The 16,147-nt window shown below is 57.3% G+C and carries 19 protein-coding genes, 1 tRNA gene and 1 pseudogene; 9 read left to right on the plus strand and 12 right to left on the minus strand.

Annotation, left to right across the window (positions count from 1 at the left end; genetic code table 11):
* Positions 1–330: 330 nt before the first annotated feature.
* The 7 genes and pseudogenes from ACCC96_RS26665 (at position 331) to ACCC96_RS26695 (ending at position 5,190) form a co-directional block, all read left to right on the plus strand.
* Complete coding sequence (locus ACCC96_RS26665) at positions 331–1,104, plus strand: ABC transporter ATP-binding protein (RefSeq protein WP_007939465.1); 774 nt, start codon at positions 331–333, stop codon at positions 1,102–1,104.
* Positions 1,105–1,117: 13 nt separating this feature from the next.
* A complete protein-coding gene (locus ACCC96_RS26670) occupies positions 1,118–1,864 on the plus strand; it encodes an ABC transporter substrate-binding protein (RefSeq protein ID WP_019581788.1) in 747 nt (248 codons plus the stop codon).
* 78 nt (positions 1,865–1,942) lie between these two features.
* Complete coding sequence (locus tag ACCC96_RS26675) at positions 1,943–2,638, plus strand: ABC transporter permease (protein WP_413697375.1); 696 nt, start codon at positions 1,943–1,945, stop codon at positions 2,636–2,638.
* Entirely contained in the window at positions 2,635–3,324 is a 690-nt protein-coding gene (locus ACCC96_RS26680) for an ABC transporter permease (RefSeq protein ID WP_258672023.1), read from the plus strand. The genes ACCC96_RS26675 and ACCC96_RS26680 overlap by 4 nt, the downstream gene beginning before the upstream one ends.
* Positions 3,305–4,534 (plus strand): methyltransferase, encoded by a 1,230-nt coding sequence (locus tag ACCC96_RS26685; protein WP_413697376.1) that lies wholly within the window; start codon positions 3,305–3,307, stop codon positions 4,532–4,534. Before ACCC96_RS26680 ends, ACCC96_RS26685 begins: the two co-directional genes overlap by 20 nt.
* A gap of 337 nt (positions 4,535–4,871) precedes the next feature.
* Positions 4,872–5,036, plus strand: a pseudogene (locus tag ACCC96_RS26690) (FkbM family methyltransferase); the annotation flags it as partial.
* Positions 5,037–5,114: 78 nt separating this feature from the next.
* Positions 5,115–5,190, plus strand: a tRNA-Thr gene (locus ACCC96_RS26695).
* Between the two features lie 224 nt (positions 5,191–5,414).
* On the opposite strand, the gene ACCC96_RS26700 is transcribed toward ACCC96_RS26695, so the two are convergent.
* The 5 genes from ACCC96_RS26700 to ACCC96_RS26720 form a co-directional block, all read right to left on the minus strand.
* Entirely contained in the window at positions 5,415–5,771 is a 357-nt protein-coding gene (locus ACCC96_RS26700) for a hypothetical protein (protein ID WP_413697377.1), read from the minus strand.
* Positions 5,737–6,135, minus strand: a complete 399-nt coding sequence (locus ACCC96_RS26705; protein WP_007939479.1) for a carboxymuconolactone decarboxylase family protein — start codon at positions 6,133–6,135, stop codon at positions 5,737–5,739. The genes ACCC96_RS26700 and ACCC96_RS26705 overlap by 35 nt, the downstream gene beginning before the upstream one ends.
* Before the next feature lie 312 nt (positions 6,136–6,447).
* Positions 6,448–7,158 carry an SDR family NAD(P)-dependent oxidoreductase gene (locus ACCC96_RS26710; protein WP_413697378.1) on the minus strand — a complete coding sequence of 237 codons (711 nt, stop codon included), beginning with the start codon at positions 7,156–7,158 and terminating at the stop codon, positions 6,448–6,450.
* A gap of 43 nt (positions 7,159–7,201) precedes the next feature.
* The gene (locus tag ACCC96_RS26715) at positions 7,202–7,858 is read right to left on the minus strand and encodes a DsbA family oxidoreductase (RefSeq protein WP_413697379.1); all 657 of its coding nucleotides are present in this window, start codon (positions 7,856–7,858) and stop codon (positions 7,202–7,204) included.
* Positions 7,855–8,076, minus strand: coding sequence for a tautomerase family protein (locus ACCC96_RS26720; protein WP_007939483.1), 222 nt, complete (start codon positions 8,074–8,076; stop codon positions 7,855–7,857). Before ACCC96_RS26720 ends, ACCC96_RS26715 begins: the two co-directional genes overlap by 4 nt.
* Positions 8,077–8,281: 205 nt before the next feature.
* Between ACCC96_RS26720 and ACCC96_RS26725 the strand changes: the two genes are divergently transcribed.
* Both ACCC96_RS26725 and ACCC96_RS26730 read left to right on the plus strand, forming a co-directional pair.
* Positions 8,282–9,439 carry an AAA family ATPase gene (locus tag ACCC96_RS26725; RefSeq protein ID WP_413697380.1) on the plus strand — a complete coding sequence of 386 codons (1,158 nt, stop codon included), beginning with the start codon at positions 8,282–8,284 and terminating at the stop codon, positions 9,437–9,439.
* A gap of 571 nt (positions 9,440–10,010) precedes the next feature.
* Positions 10,011–10,937 (plus strand): LysR family transcriptional regulator, encoded by a 927-nt coding sequence (locus ACCC96_RS26730; protein ID WP_026346062.1) that lies wholly within the window; start codon positions 10,011–10,013, stop codon positions 10,935–10,937.
* Here the strand turns inward: ACCC96_RS26730 and ACCC96_RS26735 are convergent.
* The 7 genes from ACCC96_RS26735 to ACCC96_RS26765 form a co-directional block, all read right to left on the minus strand.
* Entirely contained in the window at positions 10,854–11,171 is a 318-nt protein-coding gene (locus tag ACCC96_RS26735) for an AzlD domain-containing protein (protein ID WP_007939492.1), read from the minus strand. The two genes, ACCC96_RS26730 and ACCC96_RS26735, sit on opposite strands and share 84 nt — an antisense overlap.
* Positions 11,150–11,866: an AzlC family ABC transporter permease gene (locus ACCC96_RS26740; protein WP_413697381.1), complete on the minus strand. Its 717-nt coding sequence runs from the start codon at positions 11,864–11,866 to the stop codon at positions 11,150–11,152. Before ACCC96_RS26740 ends, ACCC96_RS26735 begins: the two co-directional genes overlap by 22 nt.
* Complete coding sequence (locus tag ACCC96_RS26745; RefSeq protein ID WP_177324976.1) at positions 11,863–12,276, minus strand: GNAT family N-acetyltransferase; 414 nt, start codon at positions 12,274–12,276, stop codon at positions 11,863–11,865. Before ACCC96_RS26745 ends, ACCC96_RS26740 begins: the two co-directional genes overlap by 4 nt.
* A 46-nt stretch (positions 12,277–12,322) precedes the next feature.
* Positions 12,323–13,069 (minus strand): 2OG-Fe dioxygenase family protein, encoded by a 747-nt coding sequence (locus ACCC96_RS26750; protein ID WP_258671999.1) that lies wholly within the window; start codon positions 13,067–13,069, stop codon positions 12,323–12,325.
* Positions 13,070–13,300: 231 nt separating this feature from the next.
* Entirely contained in the window at positions 13,301–14,587 is a 1,287-nt protein-coding gene (locus tag ACCC96_RS26755; protein WP_018929286.1) for an OprD family porin, read from the minus strand.
* Positions 14,588–14,824: 237 nt separating this feature from the next.
* Positions 14,825–15,220: a nuclear transport factor 2 family protein gene (locus ACCC96_RS26760; RefSeq protein WP_258671996.1), complete on the minus strand. Its 396-nt coding sequence runs from the start codon at positions 15,218–15,220 to the stop codon at positions 14,825–14,827.
* Between the two features lie 17 nt (positions 15,221–15,237).
* On the minus strand, positions 15,238–15,909 hold the full coding sequence (locus ACCC96_RS26765) for a DsbA family protein (RefSeq protein WP_413697382.1): 672 nt from the start codon (positions 15,907–15,909) through the stop codon (positions 15,238–15,240).
* Positions 15,910–16,147 lie beyond the last annotated feature (238 nt).

Genomic DNA, 16,147 nt, shown 5'->3' on the forward strand with positions numbered 1-16,147 from the left:
CGAAACAGCGCACCAGAAACACACCCCGGAATCACCCCTCGCACAATAAAAGTGCGGATCAGGAACGTTTGGCCGGTTAACGCTTCCAACACCCCGCCAAAGCTGGCAACATCGCGCCCTTTTTTACGGGCAGCCGCACCCCATCGGGTTCAAACGGCTGTTCGGTTGATAGCAGCGCGACAGTCTGCTGTACCGATGCGACAACCTGCCACACGCCATCCGTTTACCGTCCCGAGCGCTGTTGGCTGCCATTCGAACGCTATGCTAGCTTGGCCGCCTCGCCAGGAAGGCGACCAACAGCAGGAGCGCAACACACTATGAGGAACGCACATGGCTGAGGCCACGCCCGCGCTTGAAATCCGCAACTTGCACAAACGCTACGGACAGCTTGAGGTGCTCAAAGGCATCTCGCTGACCGCCCGCGACGGCGACGTGATCTCGATCCTGGGCTCCTCCGGTTCCGGCAAGTCCACGTTCCTGCGTTGCATCAACCTGCTGGAAAACCCGCACCAGGGCCAGATCCTGGTGGCTGGCGAAGAACTCAAGCTCAAGCCCGCCAAGAACGGCGAATTGGTCGCTGCCGACGGCAAGCAGATCAATCGCCTGCGCAGCGAGATCGGTTTTGTGTTTCAAAACTTTAATCTCTGGCCGCACATGAGCGTGCTCGACAACATCATCGAGGCCCCGCGCCGCGTGCTCGGCCAGAGCAAGGCCGAGGCCATCGAAGTCGCCGAAGCCCTGCTGGCCAAGGTCGGCATCGCTGACAAGCGCCACGCCTACCCCGCGCAACTCTCCGGCGGCCAGCAGCAACGCGCGGCCATCGCCCGTACCCTGGCGATGCAGCCCAAGGTGATTCTGTTCGACGAACCCACCTCCGCCCTTGACCCGGAAATGGTCCAGGAAGTACTTAATGTCATCCGCGCATTGGCCGAAGAAGGCCGCACCATGCTGCTCGTGACCCATGAAATGGGCTTCGCCCGTCAGGTTTCCAGCGAAGTGGTGTTCCTCCACCAAGGCTTGGTAGAAGAACAAGGATCGCCGCAGCAGGTGTTCGAAAACCCGCTTTCGGCGCGCTGCAAACAATTCATGTCCAGCAACCGCTAACGGAGCTACCCGCATGCAGAACTACAAAAAGATCTTCCTGGCTGCGGCCGTCACCCTGGCCTTCAGCGCCGGTGCCGCCGCCGAGACCTTGAAGATGGGCATCGAAGCGGCCTACCCGCCGTTCAACAATAAAGATGCCAGTGGCAATGTCGTCGGCTTCGACAAAGACATCGGCGACGCCTTGTGCGCCAAGATGAAAGTCGAGTGCACCGTGGTCACCTCCGATTGGGACGGCATCATCCCGGCCCTGAACGCCAAGAAGTTCGACTTCCTGATCTCCTCGATGTCGATCACCGATGAGCGCAAGCAAGCGGTGGACTTCACCGCACCGTACTACTCCAACAAACTGCAGTTCATTGCCAAAAAAGACGTCGACTTCAAGACCGACAAGGCTTCGCTGCAAGGCAAGGTGATCGGCGCCCAACGCGCGACCCTGGCCGGCACCTGGCTGGAAGACAACATGGAAGGCGTCGAAGTCAAACTCTACGACACCCAGGAAAACGCTTACCTGGACCTGACTTCCGGTCGTCTGGACGGCATCCTGGCCGACAAGTACGTCAACTATGAGTGGCTGAAAAGCGACGCCGGCCGTGCTTACGAATTCAAGGGCGACCCGGTGGAAGAAAGCGACAAGATCGGTATCGCCGTTCGCAAGAACGACCCGATCCGCGAAAAGCTGAACGCTGCGCTGAAAGAAATCGTCGCTGACGGCACCTACAAAAAGATCAACGACAAGTACTTCCCGTTCAGCATCTATTGATTCTGACCTGCCTGACCGGCGCCGTTCGCTGACGGCGCCAGTCCTTGGCATTGCCTGCCGCGATTTGAAAAGAAATCCATGATTATCGACCTCTACGGATTCGGCCCGGCGCTCGCCGCTGGCGCACTGATGACTGTGAAACTGGCACTCTCGGCCTTGTGCCTGGGGCTGGTGCTCGGTCTGCTCGGCGCCTTGGCCAAGACTTCCCCGTACAAGCCGCTGCAATGGCTTGGCGGCACTTATTCAACGCTGGTTCGCGGCATCCCGGAATTGCTCTGGGTGCTGTTGATCTACTTCGGTACAGTCAACCTGATGCGTGCGCTGGGTGAGTTCTTCGGCAATCCCGACCTCGAACTCAACGCCTTCGCCGCCGGCGTAATTGCTCTGGGGCTATGCTTCGGCGCTTACGCCACGGAAGTGTTTCGCGGGGCGATTCTGGCGATTCCCAAAGGTCACCGTGAAGCCGGTGTGGCCCTGGGTCTGTCGAAATTCCGCATCTTCACCAAGCTGATCATGCCGCAGATGTGGCGCATCGCCCTGCCGGGCCTGGGCAATCTGTTCATGATTCTGATGAAAGACACTGCGCTGGTATCAGTCATCGGCCTTGAAGAAATCATGCGTCACGCGCAAATCGGCGTGACCGTGTCCAAGCAACCGTTCACCTTCTATATGGTGGCCGCTTTTATGTACCTGGGCCTGACCATTCTGGCCATGACCGGCATGCACTTCATGGAACGACGCGCCGCTCGCGGCTTTGCGAGGAGCACCCAATGAATTGGGAAGTCATCATCAAGTGGCTGCCGAAACTGGCTCAGGGCGCGACACTGACCCTGGAACTGGTGGCCATCGCCGTGATCGCCGGGTTGCTGCTGGCGATTCCGCTGGGCATCGCTCGCTCGTCTCGACTCTGGTACGTGCGGGCATTCCCCTACGGCTACATCTTCTTTTTCCGTGGCACGCCGCTGCTGGTTCAGCTGTTTCTGGTCTACTACGGGCTGGCGCAGTTCGACGCGGTGCGTAACAGCTCGATGTGGCCGTACCTGCGCGATCCATTCTGGTGCGCCACCGTAACCATGACCCTGCACACCGCCGCCTACATCGCCGAGATCCTGCGCGGCGCGATCCAGGCGATTCCACCGGGCGAGATCGAAGCGGCGCGGGCGCTGGGCATGTCCAGGGCCAAGGCGCTGTTCTACATCATGCTGCCGCGTGCTGCGCGCATCGGCCTGCCGGCGTACAGCAACGAAGTGATCCTGATGCTCAAGGCCAGCGCCCTGGCCAGTACCGTGACCCTGCTGGAACTGACCGGCATGGCCCGCACCATCATTGCCCGTACCTACCTGCCGGTGGAAATCTTCTTCGCTGCGGGCATGTTCTATCTGCTGATGGCGTACGTGCTGGTGCGCGGCTTCAAGCTGCTGGAGCGCTGGTTGCGCGTCGATGCCTGCCAAGGGCGCTGATGCCTGCGTGCTGACGGGTGAGACCCTACTCGCCCGCTTCGCTGCGCTGGATGCTTTTCTGATCGAGCATCAGGCGCTGTGGAAGCCCCGACCGTTTACCCATCTGCAACTACCTTGGGAAGCGTCCTACCCGGAACTGGCGTTGTGGCTACGCGGGCGGTCGCTGGAAGATGCGGAAAACAGTCATAACCAGCCTGGCGTGCTCGATGCGCCGGAGCCGTTTGCTTCATTGGCAGCGATGTCTCTTGAGCTGAGTGCGGTAGGTGAATTGCCGGCTCGTGCACTCGAAGCGGCGGGCCATCGGTTGAATGTGGATGTACCGGGGCGCAAATGGCAGCAGATTGAAGCGTTCGCCGGCTGCTTGCAGTTTGCCCGCGCACCGACGCATTGGCTGGACTGGTGTTCGGGCAAGGGCCATTTGGGGCGACGCCTGCTGCAAACCGGTCAACAATTGACCTGCCTGGAATACGACCCGACGCTGGTCGCCAGCGGCGAGGCACTCAGTCAGCGCCATCAAATGCATGCGCTGCATGTCGAACAGGATGTACTCGCGCCTGGCGCAGCCTCTTTATTGAATGCCGATCACACGCCCGTAGCTCTGCACGCCTGCGGGGATCTGCATGTGCGGCTGATCCAGCTCGCCAGTGCCGCCGGTTGCAAACAATTGGCTATCGCACCGTGCTGCTACAACCGGATCAGTCTGAACACCTATCGGCCACTTTCCTGTGCGGCTGAGCGCTCCGACCTACACCTTTCCCTCGATGATCTTGCGCTGCCGATGAGCGAAACCGTCACCGCCGGCGCTCGCGTCCGACGCCAGCGCGACACCTCCATGGCCCGGCGCCTGGGGTTCGACCTGCTGCAACGGCAACTTCGCGGTGTCGACGACTACCTGCCCACCCCTTCCCTGCCCAGCGCCTGGCTGGACAAACCCTTCGCCGATTACTGCCGCGATCTGGCCGCACTCAAAGACTTATCCACAGTCGGCACGCCAGATTGGACCGAACTGGAAGCCGCCGGTTGGCAGCGACTGGCCGAAGTGCGCAACCTGGAGCTGCTGCGAGGCCTTTTCCGACGGCCTCTGGAGCTGTGGCTGGTACTCGATCGGGCACTTTTCCTCATTGAGCAGGGTTATGTCGTTCGTCTCGGCACCTTCTGCGAATCCCCGCTCACACCACGCAATTTCCTGCTCCTGGCAGAGCGCCCTTAAACAGCCGCAACCTGTGGATAACTCTGTTGATGGAATTATCGTGGATCCAATATCCACGCTGTTTTACGCCTAAAACACTACTGGTCATTTTTTGTTCACAAAAATAAAAAACCCGTAAAACAGGCATTTGCGGACAAATGAGAACGAGTCCACAAAAGCGCAATGATCAAGCAGATTCCGCCAGCCCGTTGTGCATAAGCATTAAATCAAAACGACATAACCGCCGAATTCCGGACATCACGGGCGGAAAATTGCGCCTGGCAATGCCCCTTGCTATACACGCATACGAAGGCACCGACAGTGCGGCTACAAACAAGGAAAATCTTCGACCGTGACGTTCTGTAGAGGCCATCAATCCAGCCACCCCGTCACCAACGCCGAAAACCACCTCCCCACCGCCCTGCAACGCGCTGAACACGCCGAAGCGCAACTGCGGGCTATGCAAAACAGCCGAGCCCGGCGCACCCTGCTGAAACTCAAGAAAGTACTGCATCGCGCCTGACCGAAAGCCTGCGCAAAAATAGTCTGAATTCAGGGGTTTACAGAACCAACCCAATCGCTATAATCGTCGCCCTGACACGCCGGTATAGCTCAGATGGTAGAGCAACTGACTTGTAATCAGTAGGTCCCGGGTTCGATTCCTGGTGCCGGCACCATACAAAACAAAGCCCTCGCAGAAATGCGAGGGCTTTGTTGTTTCTGGGGTTGGAGAATCTGCTTCCACCCGACCTTGATAGGCCCCACCTAAATTGCAAACCAATACACCCGCCAAGCCTAGGTTGACGTCGTCAGCAAGCTCAAATCGTGCGGGTCTTTTTTGCTCAAACCAGGGATACGACGATTTCCATTTGGGAACATAAAGTTGTCCCTTTTCCACTTCTCAGAGGTCATTGTCCCCAGATACCGCTCCTGGCTGGGGCTCTTTGCCAATAAAAGGGGCGGTTTCCACTTCCAGCATCAGCAACACCATTTCCGTCAACTCGGCGTCGGATTTCTGTCCCGCATAGAGGTCATGGAGTGCTTTGGCAAAGGGGATGCGCAGGTCCTGGTTTTCTTCGCGGGCGGTATCGCTGTATTGCATGAGCTCGCTGATGGCTCGCAGCACAGCCGCTTGCCACCGAGCGGTGGTCCTGGGACCACCGCCGGTGATTGCAATCAACTTATCCTTCGTCAGCTGGCGAAGGGCAGGTTCTCGCAACGGCTTACGCGGCTTTGGGTTGCGAGTGATCTTTGACATACCGGACGATACTCAGCGTTTCCTGCCGGAACTGCTCGTAGTCGATCTGCTGGGCGTTAATAAAGGTGCTGCCCATCATGGTCAGCGAGCCCATAAAGCTGGCTTCGGAAATTTCCTCGTCGCTCGCGCCAAACAAGCGCGCGGCTTCGGTATGGAACAGGGCGCAATACTTGCAACGAGTCGCCCCGGACACCGCCAGACCTATCAACTCCTTGTACTTATTAGGAATCTTGGTATCTGCCAGCCAGAAATCCCGGGCCACGCCCCAGAATCCGATCGCTCCGCCTTCCGGCATCTGCTTGATCCACTCCGGTACCAGACCCAGGGTCTGTTCAATTTCCTGATAGGTATCACGAATGGCCATTTGACACCTCCTTACCTCTGTAGAGACATCTTCTATAGAGATGTAACTAGTTTAGTTCGCTGGCGGCCATGCCAGAGCCAGCAGCAGCACGACTCCAGCAAATGAATTCTTAAACATCGTAGGAACAACAGGATGGATTTAGATTTTTCGGGAGCAATGACGCACCACTAAGTACCTGGAGTTATCAGACTTGGCGGGCTGGCTAAGAGACGATCTCCGGATTCACGTGCTGGTAAAACGTGCGCCATACACAACAAAGCCCTCGCAAAAACGCGAGGGCTTTGTTGTGTATGGGATTTGGGAAAGCAGGTCTTAATGGCCCGCACTCTGCCCACCATCAACATGCAGAATTTCCCCGGTGACAAAGTTGGCGCTGTCCAGATACACAACGGCCTGAGCAATATCACTGATCTCGCCCATATGCCCAACCGGGTGCAGATTCCCCAGCGCTTCATGAGTTTCCTCTCCGTGCATCGGCGTTTTGATGATGCCAGGGCTAACCGCGTTCACCCGAATCCCGCGCTTGGCGTACTCGATGGCCAGGGATTTGGTCGCCGCGTTCAAGCCACCTTTGGTCAACGAAGCCAGTACCGACGGCACACCGTCAATGGCGTGGTCCACCAGGCTGGTGGTGATGTTGACGACGTGGCCTTTGCCCTGCTTCTCCATCTCGGTGATCGCGAGTTGGGTGATGTAGAAAAAACCATTCAGGTTCACCGACAGCACCGCGGCATAGTCTTCAGGGGTGTAAGCCGTGAACGGTTTGGCGACGAAGATCCCGGCGTTGTTGACCAGGGTGTCGATGCGGCCAAAACGTGCGATCGCTTCACGAATGACTTGCTGAGCGACTGCCGGGTCGCCAATGTCGCCGGCCACAGTGAGGATGTCCGGGTCGGTGGACGGTTTGATCGAACGCGAAGTGGCGACAACCTTGTAATCGAGATCACGGAAAGCCTTGACCATGCCTGCGCCGAGCCCTTGGGATGCGCCAGTAATTACGATGACTTTTTTCGAATTGCTCATGATGAACCTCTACTCATAAATGATGGTTTGAAAAAGTGATTAATCAGGCTTCAACAGGCGCCTGCGCCATTTGTCTCAACATCTGTTCGTAGTACTCGACCGATTGCGAACCGGACACCAAGTGACGGCCGTTCAGCACCATGGCCGGTACCGAATTAATGCCGCGCTCGCGGTAAAACACTTCAAGCTCACGCACTTCCTGGGCAAACGCTCCGGACACCAACACCTCACGCGCACTCGCCGCATCCAATCCCACTTGCGCCGCCAGCCGAACCAGCGTCTCGCGATCGTTCGGGTTCTGGCCGTCGGTGAAATAAGCACGCAGCAGGGCTTTCTTGAGTGCGACCTGACGCCCTTCCTGCAACGCCCACAACAGCAATCGGTGAGCATCGAAGGTGTTATGGAAGTGGGTGCGCTTCTCCAGATCGAACTTGAACCCGATGGCCTCACCCCGAGCGATCTGCATCGCTTTGCCAGCGGCGACGTCCTCGGCACTGCGCCCGTACTTGCGCATCAAGTGCGCAACCGCGTTCTCGCCTTCCGCCGGCATGTCGGGGTTCAGTTCGAAAGGCTTGAAAGTCAGCTCGACCGAGACCTCACCTGCCACGTTCTCGATCGCTTGCTCCAGCGCCGTCGCACCCAAGGCACACCACGGGCACACCACATCGGAAACGAAATCGATGGTGACGGAGGCGGTCATGACTGCCCCTCCGCCTCAGCCAGTTGCTTGCGGTACTGGGTGGTGGTGATACCGGCATAGCCCCAGTTATCGGTGTCGACTTCCTCGATCACGATGTGGGTCAGGTCCGGGCGTTTGTTGAGGACGCGTTCCAGGGTTTCAGTGATTTCGGCGATCACCTGAGCTTTCTGCTCTGAGGTAACACCATCGCGGGTAATGCGTACGCTGACAAAAGGCATGATGAGTCTCCAGTGACCTGCCCTTCGGGATGAGGGGTAGGTGGGTGGAGCTCAATGTAGGAGGTTGGTTTGGGGGGATAAAGGTGGGGGCGGGAACATCATTAGTGACGTGATGTAATGAGTCAGTCCTCAGATCAGACCTTAACCTTTATGCTAATTATGGCTGGCCAATAATTATGGCGTGTCCATAAAAAGAGGTAATTGAATGAGCAGCATTTTTCAGCGCCCTGAACTGGCTGAACAGATGGCAAACCAGCTTCTCAATCCGGGTGTTCTCGATGAAGGTCTGCGCTCAGGTCTGTTTCTATCCGGCCTGCGCAGGACCGGTAAAACGACATTCCTGAGAAATGACCTCATCCCTGCCCTGGAAGAAGCGGGTGCCCTGATCATTTACGTCGACTTATGGAGCAACACGCTGGCCAATCCTGCCACCCTCGTGCATGACGCTATCCGTCAACGCCTGGAAGAACTCCAAACGCCCGGCTCCAGCCTGCTCGAAATGCTCAAACGGGTTAGCGGTGCGGATATTGGCGCAGCCGGATTCAAGTTTGGTTTCAAGCTCGACAGCATTGGCAATACAGGTGGGCCAACGTTGGCACAGGCGCTGACTGAGGTGGTCGACCAAGCGAAAACAGATTTGGTGCTGATCATCGACGAAGTGCAACATGCCATTTCCTCCGACGATGGCAATCAACTGCTCCTGGCACTCAAGGCTGCACGTGATGCAATCAATCCACGCCCGAATACACCGGGTTACTTTCTGTTCATCGGAACCGGATCGCACCGGGCGCAAGTCAGTGAACTGACTTCAAAGCGGAACCAGGCGTTTTCCGGCGCAACGTCGGCGGCTTATCCGGTGTTGAAGGGGGATTACGTGGAGTACCTGCTGAACCGCCTCGCAATGACGGTGAAGAAGGAAAAGTTGCCGTCTCTTGAGGTTGCCATTGAAGCATTCAACACCTTGGGGAATCGGCCAGAGGAAATGCTCAAGGCGCTGCGACAGTTGATGCAGCAAGAAGGTGATCCCGATCTATTTCTGCCGGTAATTGCCAGTACTTTGCGCTCGGCAGCAGCCATTATTGAGCTTGAGAAAGTGGAGCAGTTAGGCAGCCTGGCTCAAGCTATTTTCAACAAAATCGCATCCACGGAAGGCGATGCACGGGGGATTTTCTCCACCGATGCGGCGGCTGAGTATTCGAAGACTGTCGGTCGCGAGGTACATGTTGAAGAGATTCAACCGGTGGTGATTGCGCTGGTTGCCGAGAACATCATCATGCGGCGTGGGCATGGGATCTATGCGATTACGGATCAGTTTGTTCAGGAGAGTTGGTTGGAAGAACGAGCGTTGATTGATGCCAGTTAGAATCCAGATGAAGCCTGTAGCTCAATGCCGACTGGCCATTGAACGGTGCGGCGGTGTTGGGCTTTTCCGCAGCCTGAAAAAATGCCGACATACGGTCCGACACACACGTTGACACCCCCACTATAGGGGCAGAGAATTTAATCGAGAGCGCGAAACCGACTGCCTCCAAGTGGCAATAGTCGGCGGAGGGACCTCGTTGATGACTTGGAAATCGACGCCTGGTGAGACCTCTTCTCCCCTGCTTGAGGGAGCACAATATCAAGCACCTTTTCATGAAAGCAGCCTGATCAGGCTGCTTTTTTTTGCCTTGGGAAAAGGTTTCGTTGATAAACAAACACCCAAAAACGCCCACACCTCCCCCATCCGGGCCACTTTCTTGACCCCGATCATCTCCCCTCCAACAAAAATCTCGATTCTGTGCAAGCCTCCAGCCATCGGACGCAGAATCATTTCGCTACTAAACTCGGGACAAGCATGCTCTGGTGCAGGATCATAGCCGGCACGCGACCCACGCCCACCGGGCGGCAAGGTACACAACAATAGCCAGCCCACTTTAGAGGGCATTACCCAAATGGATAGCAGAACCTTACGCAACCTTATGCGCATCGTGCAGACCGGCTCGTTGTCGGCGGCGGCAGAGCATTCCTTTTTGACCGTGCAGGCATTGGCCGCGCAGTTGAACAAGGTCGAAGAGCAGTTCGGTTTTCGGTTGTTTCGTCGCTCCAACAAGGGGCTGACCCTGACCACACAGGGCACGGAGCTCACGCCCTACATGGACAAAGTGTTGGTCGCCACGCGGCAGCTGGAAGAGAAAGTCGCCGCGCTCAAGGTGCCCGGGCAGCGCACGCTCAAGGTTGCGCTTAACACCACGCTTTCGGCCGACTTCAACCGGCGAATGATCGGACGCCTCATCGAGGTGTTTCCTGATTATCAGCTGGAATTCAGCTACGCCGAGTCGATGGAAAACCTCAGCAAATTGAAGAATGAGGACTTTGACCTCGCCGTGCTGATCGGGCCGCAACAGCCGGGGTTGCCCAGTATTGCCCTGCCCGATGTGCAAGTGCAGGTGGTCGGTGCTCATTGCGGTCAGGAAAACGACCCGCTGGTGCTGCTTGGCAATAAGTTTCAGGTTCGGCCGGCCGACGATTGTCCGTATTCCCACAGCTTCTTGCGCTTTCTCGACGCCGGTCTTGGCAACTACGAGTCAGGCAAGCGGATGATCTATTCCTGCAGTGAAACCCTGACCCTGTCGTTGATCACGCAAATGGACGGCTTGGGCATGGTTTCCCGTGAGGCGGCCCTGCGTAACGGCCTGACCATTTTCCCGGGGTTCGAGGATTCCCTCGAAGTGCGGCTGGCGATCAATAATCCCGAGTTGTCGGGTCAGGCCTTGAATGAAGTGGTCGATCTGCCGTTACATGAACGAGCCGAGCGCAATGTACGCAGCCGTTCCCACCGCAACGGAGAGAAAGAGGTTTTTGCTGAAATACGCACATAACAACGTCGGAATGGCTGCATAAAATTCCGGGCGATCGAGCTGCACATGCTGATCCTTGATCAACAGGGGCGTGAGGCTGATGGCAGCCACGATCGCCACCGGCAGGTATTCCAGCGCCCGGGCGACCAGAGGTGGCCAATGATCGGTGTTCACCTGCAGCGGTAACGCGCGTGGCAGGAATGTCACGGCCATCATCAGCGCGACGACCAGGATCAGGAACGTTTGGTCAGGCATACACCCACTCCGCAGCCCACGAATGTGGCGATGAATACGTTGAAGGGTGAGTTGCCAATCAGGCTCAGTGCCCCCATGCAAGCGACCGCGGCCAGTGCGGCGATCAGTTTGTTGCGGGTGTTGCAGAGCGATACCAGCACGTAGAGCATCATCGCGGTCAGTGCATAGTCGAGCTGATATTTGATCAGGTGCGCCGCGTACTGCGCGCAGATCGCCCCCAGCAAACCGCCGACTACCCACGAGGTGTGGCAATACAGATTGAAGCCGATCAGGTAACGCACATTGACCGGCGAGCCCTTGCCCAGTTTGACGCTATGGAAGGCGAACGATTCATCGGTCAGCCCACCGGCATAACACCAGCGTTCCAGACGACTGAGCCCCATCGCCTGCAGAGCCTTGGCCATGTAGACCGACATCAGCATGTGCCGCGCATTGATCAGAAACGTGGTGAGGATGATAGTGGTCAGCGACGCACCGCTGGAGATCAGCGCCAGAGCGGCGAACTGCGAGGCACCGGCGTAGACGAACAGGCACATCGCGACCGGCAGCCACACGGGCATCCCGGCATTGACGGCCATCAGACCGAACACAAACGACACCGTGAAGTAGCCCGCAACCACCGGGCTGGCTTCAGCAAACGTGCGCGAGGGCTCGGGCTCGACCATCAGCGGCTGGCTGCTGGACGTCTCATTCATAGGTCCCTCTCAAAGGTAGTTTCGCCGCGCGGCTCACAAAAGCCCTGGGCACTCCAAAAACGTTTGCCGGCAAGGTTAGCATCGTCGACGAACAGGAACATCCGCAGCACACCCACCCGTTTCATGTCCGCCGAGGCCGCTTCCACCAGACGCTGACCGACGCCCTGGCTGCGATACAACGGGCTCACCGCCAGGTGATTGATGGTGCCACGGCTGCCAAGCATGCCGCCCAACACCGCGCCGACCACTTCGCCACTGACATCGAGTGCGAGGAACGCGGTGGTGGTTTTCTGCACCAGCACACCGCGCAGGCATTTGGCGTCCTGCCATTCACAGAACGACACTTCTTCGAATTGCCGAAAGAAGCGCTCCAGGCGTTGGGCATCCTTGGCCGTCGCGCGTCGCAGCATCACCGGTGCAGAGCACTCGGCGATGTTCATCATGGGGTCGAACTGTTCAGCGAACAATGTCGAAAGCGGTCCCGGGCCGCGAGAAGGAAATGGCCAGAATCTGCCGATAAGCCATTTCGTGAGCATGGGTGTTGCGTGCCGGGGTCACGTAGTGACGCATGTCGCGATCGAGGAAGTAGGTGGTGTCGAGGATTTCCAGATAGGTCGTTGCCGCCAACTGTTCCTCTTGGGCCGAATACAAACGGCTCTCCGCCCCGTCCACATTGTTGCGCCCCCAGAAATGCACACCGCTGAACGGATAACCGTCGCAGTGAATACCTTCCGGGGTAATTTCCAGTTGCTTGCCCGGCTTGATCTCGATGCGGATCTGATGAATCTGGCATTGCCAGATTTCGTCGTGCAGTTCCGGCGGCAATACGTGTTTGTACACCTCGAAATCCGTATCGATGAGGCTGCGCATCACCGGCGAATTAATGACTTCATTGGAGAAGTCCTGGAAGTGCCGCTCCAGTCCACCGACGTAGCTGTTGTTGGCCTTCGATTGCACGTAGGCGCGGTGTTCCAATTGCTTCAAGTCACGGGTAACCGGGTTGTATTCAAAATCGCTGTAGCGACGAAAACGCATGCCCGCATCGGCCTGGCCGTAATAACTGTCCGGCTCCATGTTTTCCCAACTTTTGGTCAATCTGACGAAGTCGGAAAAATGACCGAAGAGATTGAAGTCGGCTCCCTGGACGTTGACATACTTGTCGCGCCGTAGCGATTCGCCAACTTCTCTGTTCAACACGATCATTACTAGGTCTCCGCTGCATTAAGCGGCCTAATCTAGTAGGTGCCGGATTGACGGCCCATGAGAAAGAATTTCAGGCATATCAAGCGTTGCTTGAAACGCAGGATAAAGTTGCTCCAATTCGACTTTTTACGATCGAAAACAGCCGTTTTCGGTGTTTTTATATGGTTATGAGGCAAAAAAAACCCCGAACCAGTCAGGGTTTTTATCGAGTCTGAACAACTCAGCCGATCATCAGAAGATGTTGATCGGGTAATCCACGAATACGCGCAGTTCGTTGCCGCTGACGTTGTACTCGCTGGATTTCTGCGACACACGCAGGATCGAGCTGCGTACCTTCACGCTCAGGTCTTTGGCCGGGCCACTCTGCACGACGTACTTGAACTGGTTGAAGATCTCGCGCTCGGTGCCGCCTTCGCTGGTGGAAGTGGTGATGTTGTCGCCGCGCACGTAGGCCACGTTGTAGCTCAGGCCCGGAACGCCGAAGGCGCCGAAGTCCAGACCGTAACCCAACTGCCAGCTGCGTTCGTCTTCGGCGTTGAAGTCGGACCAGTAGGAATTCGCCAGGTAGATGGTGTTGCCGCCGTCGCCGACGCGGTTCTGGCCGCGCTGATAGCCACCGTAGGCATAACCCAGGTTGCTGTCGCCGGTGCTGCGCTGGTGGGCGAGGGTGAACGAGTGCGGGCCGGTGGCGAAGGTCGCTGCCAGGCTCCAGATTTTATTGTCGTCGCCGGTAACACCGTTTTCCCGGACGTAGGAGTTGTCCAGCTTGGTGCGATAGCCGTTGAAGTCCAGGGTCAGGGACTGATCCTTGGCGATCGGGAATACGTAGTTGGCGTTCACGTATTGTTTCTTCAGTACGTCTTCGACGTCGGAAGCGTACAGCGCTGCCTTGAACTGTTCGGTGAACTGGTAGCTACCGCCCAATACGTTGATCGACTTCAAGCCACCACTGTCACGGCCTTCAGCGCTTTTGCGCGATTCGGCGGTGAAGCGACCGGCGTTCAGCTCCAGGCCTTTGATCTCTTTGGAGGTGATCAAGGTGCCGGTATAGCTTTCCGGCAGCAGGCGGGAATTGTCGTAGTTCAGCACCGGCAGGGCCGGCATCTGGTCACCATAGGTCAGCACGGTGCTGGAGATACGGAATTTGACCGCGCCACCGAACTTGGACAGGTCATCCGCCGCGTTGCCGCTGTCGCCCTGCTTGAAGAAGTCGATACCACCAGCGCCGCTGCGGCCTTTGCCGCCGTCCAGGCGCAGTGCGTACAGACCGAAGGCATCCACACCCACACCGACGGTGCCTTGGGTGAAACCGGACGAGTAAGTACCGATGGCCGCTTGGCCCCATTCGGCTTTGTCCGGGTTGCCATCTTTATAGTCACGATTGATGTAGGCGTTGCGCAGCAGCACTTTCAGGCTGCTGTCTTCAACAAAACCCTTGGATTCGGCCTGGTCGTTAGCCATGGCCTGTGTGGCGCTCAACATCCCCAGTGCGATCAGGCTGATTCGCTTGTTCAACATGTTATTTTCCTTATTACGGGTTGATACGCTCTGTGCCAAACAGCTGAAACGGCGCTATCGCGCTCTTTTTTCACCGCAAAAACAAAAAGGCCCGCCCACGAAAATTCGCGGCGGGCCTTTTATTGTTTTGTCAGTCGTGGCGGTTAGCCACAGGCGTTGGGGCGCATCCTATCTGCGCCCTTAATGATGTGTCAATTTCGTGAATCTTCTGTAAATAGGCGAAAATCGTCTAAGAAATCACTTGTCAGCGATAGCCAATTGCACGACATGGCTGTCGACGAATTGTTCGAAATGGGTGACTTTTCCGTCGGCCAGAGTCCACAAGTGCGCGACTCGGGCATTCATCGCACGACCGGTGGCTTTATAGACGCCGCTGTAATTGCCGTAGGCAAATACCTTGTCGCCCTGAGCGACGTAGTTCTCGACCTTGAACTGAAAATCTTCCCACTCAGTGGCCAGACGCTTGAAGACGTTTTCGACGATAGCGTCGAAACCGACGTAGGTCCCGGCGCAGGGGAAACCCGCCGCTTCGGTCCAGCGGGCGTCATCGGCCAGCGCCGCCGCGGTGTTGCGCGCATTCTCCTGGGAGTTGACGCCTTCGTAGGTGCTTTTGATCAGGCTCAGGTTATCCATGGTGACTCCAGGTGAGTTCAATGGGCGCAGCCGTCGAGGCCACAGGTTTGAAACGCGGATGAAGACTCTGTTGCCGAAAGCGACTGGCTCAACCATTGGGCGAAGGCTTGCGGCTTGCCGAGCCAGGGGCCGATATCGACCAGGGTGAACTGGCCATCCTGTTCCAGCGCGAAGGTAGGGAAGCCCTGACCGCCGACACGGGCCAAGAGTGCGCGGCTGTCCTTGATATGGCGATCGGTATCAGCTGCACTAAATGCCTGCTGGAAAGCCTCGGGTTCAAGGCCTGTCTGTGCGGCGAGTTCAAGCAAAACAGCCTCGTCAGCGATGCGTCGACCTTCCACGTAATGAGCCGTCTGCAAACGCCCCAGCAACTCCAGTCCGCGCCCAGCGATCTGCTCGGCTGCCAGCACGGCGGCAATCGGCGGCGTGGAATCGAACACCGCCGTCCCATCACGCAGCAATCCCTCAAAATACGCCTCGCCGAACGGCTGGCCGGTGTACTCGGCGATGCGCCGGTCGTGGGGCATGACGTAATTGCGTAGTTGTGGCGAAACGGTTTGGCGATTGGCACCGCTCATCATGCCGCCCCCGTGGCCGATCACCGGCAACACGGCTTGGGCAGCTTGCACCAAGGGTTTGGCGCCGTAGCACCAACCGCACAATGGGTCGTAAATATAGTGAAGGATCATGGGAAGACTCCGGCAACAAAGTAGAAAAACTCGATGCCGGCAGATTAATCCCCAGACAGTTTCGGAAAAACGCTGGAATGACTTTCAGTCTGTTTCTTGAATCGGTCGAATGCCCCTAGTGACCGGCACCTCCGATCTTGCAGGCATCCACTTTTCCAACGTGTCTAGTCCTGAAATAGGTTTACACCTGTTTCACCCCAACGCCCGATGCACCGCATCGGGCGTTTTGTATTTCAGG

It is taken from the genome of Pseudomonas sp. Pseusp11, from assembly GCF_047304405.1.
Classification (GTDB): domain Bacteria; phylum Pseudomonadota; class Gammaproteobacteria; order Pseudomonadales; family Pseudomonadaceae; genus Aquipseudomonas.

Coding starts and splice junctions, on each gene's coding strand:
- ACCC96_RS26750 (WP_258671999.1), bottom strand. CDS start 13,069: ATGATCGTGTTGAACAGAGAAGTTGGCGAATCGCTACGGCGCGACAAG.
- ACCC96_RS26710 (WP_413697378.1), bottom strand. CDS start 7,158: ATGAGCAATTCGAAAAAAGTCATCGTAATTACTGGCGCATCCCAAGGG.
- ACCC96_RS26715 (WP_413697379.1), bottom strand. CDS start 7,858: ATGACCGCCTCCGTCACCATCGATTTCGTTTCCGATGTGGTGTGCCCG.
- ACCC96_RS26700 (WP_413697377.1), bottom strand. CDS start 5,771: ATGTCAAAGATCACTCGCAACCCAAAGCCGCGTAAGCCGTTGCGAGAA.
- ACCC96_RS26730 (WP_026346062.1), top strand. CDS start 10,011: ATGGATAGCAGAACCTTACGCAACCTTATGCGCATCGTGCAGACCGGC.
- ACCC96_RS26755 (WP_018929286.1), bottom strand. CDS start 14,587: ATGTTGAACAAGCGAATCAGCCTGATCGCACTGGGGATGTTGAGCGCC.
- ACCC96_RS26760 (WP_258671996.1), bottom strand. CDS start 15,220: ATGGATAACCTGAGCCTGATCAAAAGCACCTACGAAGGCGTCAACTCC.
- ACCC96_RS26705 (WP_007939479.1), bottom strand. CDS start 6,135: ATGGCCATTCGTGATACCTATCAGGAAATTGAACAGACCCTGGGTCTG.
- ACCC96_RS26680 (WP_258672023.1), top strand. CDS start 2,635: ATGAATTGGGAAGTCATCATCAAGTGGCTGCCGAAACTGGCTCAGGGC.
- ACCC96_RS26765 (WP_413697382.1), bottom strand. CDS start 15,909: ATGATCCTTCACTATATTTACGACCCATTGTGCGGTTGGTGCTACGGC.
- ACCC96_RS26735 (WP_007939492.1), bottom strand. CDS start 11,171: ATGCCTGACCAAACGTTCCTGATCCTGGTCGTCGCGCTGATGATGGCC.
- ACCC96_RS26720 (WP_007939483.1), bottom strand. CDS start 8,076: ATGCCTTTTGTCAGCGTACGCATTACCCGCGATGGTGTTACCTCAGAG.
- ACCC96_RS26685 (WP_413697376.1), top strand. CDS start 3,305: ATGCCTGCCAAGGGCGCTGATGCCTGCGTGCTGACGGGTGAGACCCTA.
- ACCC96_RS26740 (WP_413697381.1), bottom strand. CDS start 11,866: ATGAATGAGACGTCCAGCAGCCAGCCGCTGATGGTCGAGCCCGAGCCC.
- ACCC96_RS26745 (WP_177324976.1), bottom strand. CDS start 12,276: ATGCTGCGACGCGCGACGGCCAAGGATGCCCAACGCCTGGAGCGCTTC.
- ACCC96_RS26670 (WP_019581788.1), top strand. CDS start 1,118: ATGCAGAACTACAAAAAGATCTTCCTGGCTGCGGCCGTCACCCTGGCC.
- ACCC96_RS26675 (WP_413697375.1), top strand. CDS start 1,943: ATGATTATCGACCTCTACGGATTCGGCCCGGCGCTCGCCGCTGGCGCA.
- ACCC96_RS26725 (WP_413697380.1), top strand. CDS start 8,282: ATGAGCAGCATTTTTCAGCGCCCTGAACTGGCTGAACAGATGGCAAAC.
- ACCC96_RS26665 (WP_007939465.1), top strand. CDS start 331: ATGGCTGAGGCCACGCCCGCGCTTGAAATCCGCAACTTGCACAAACGC.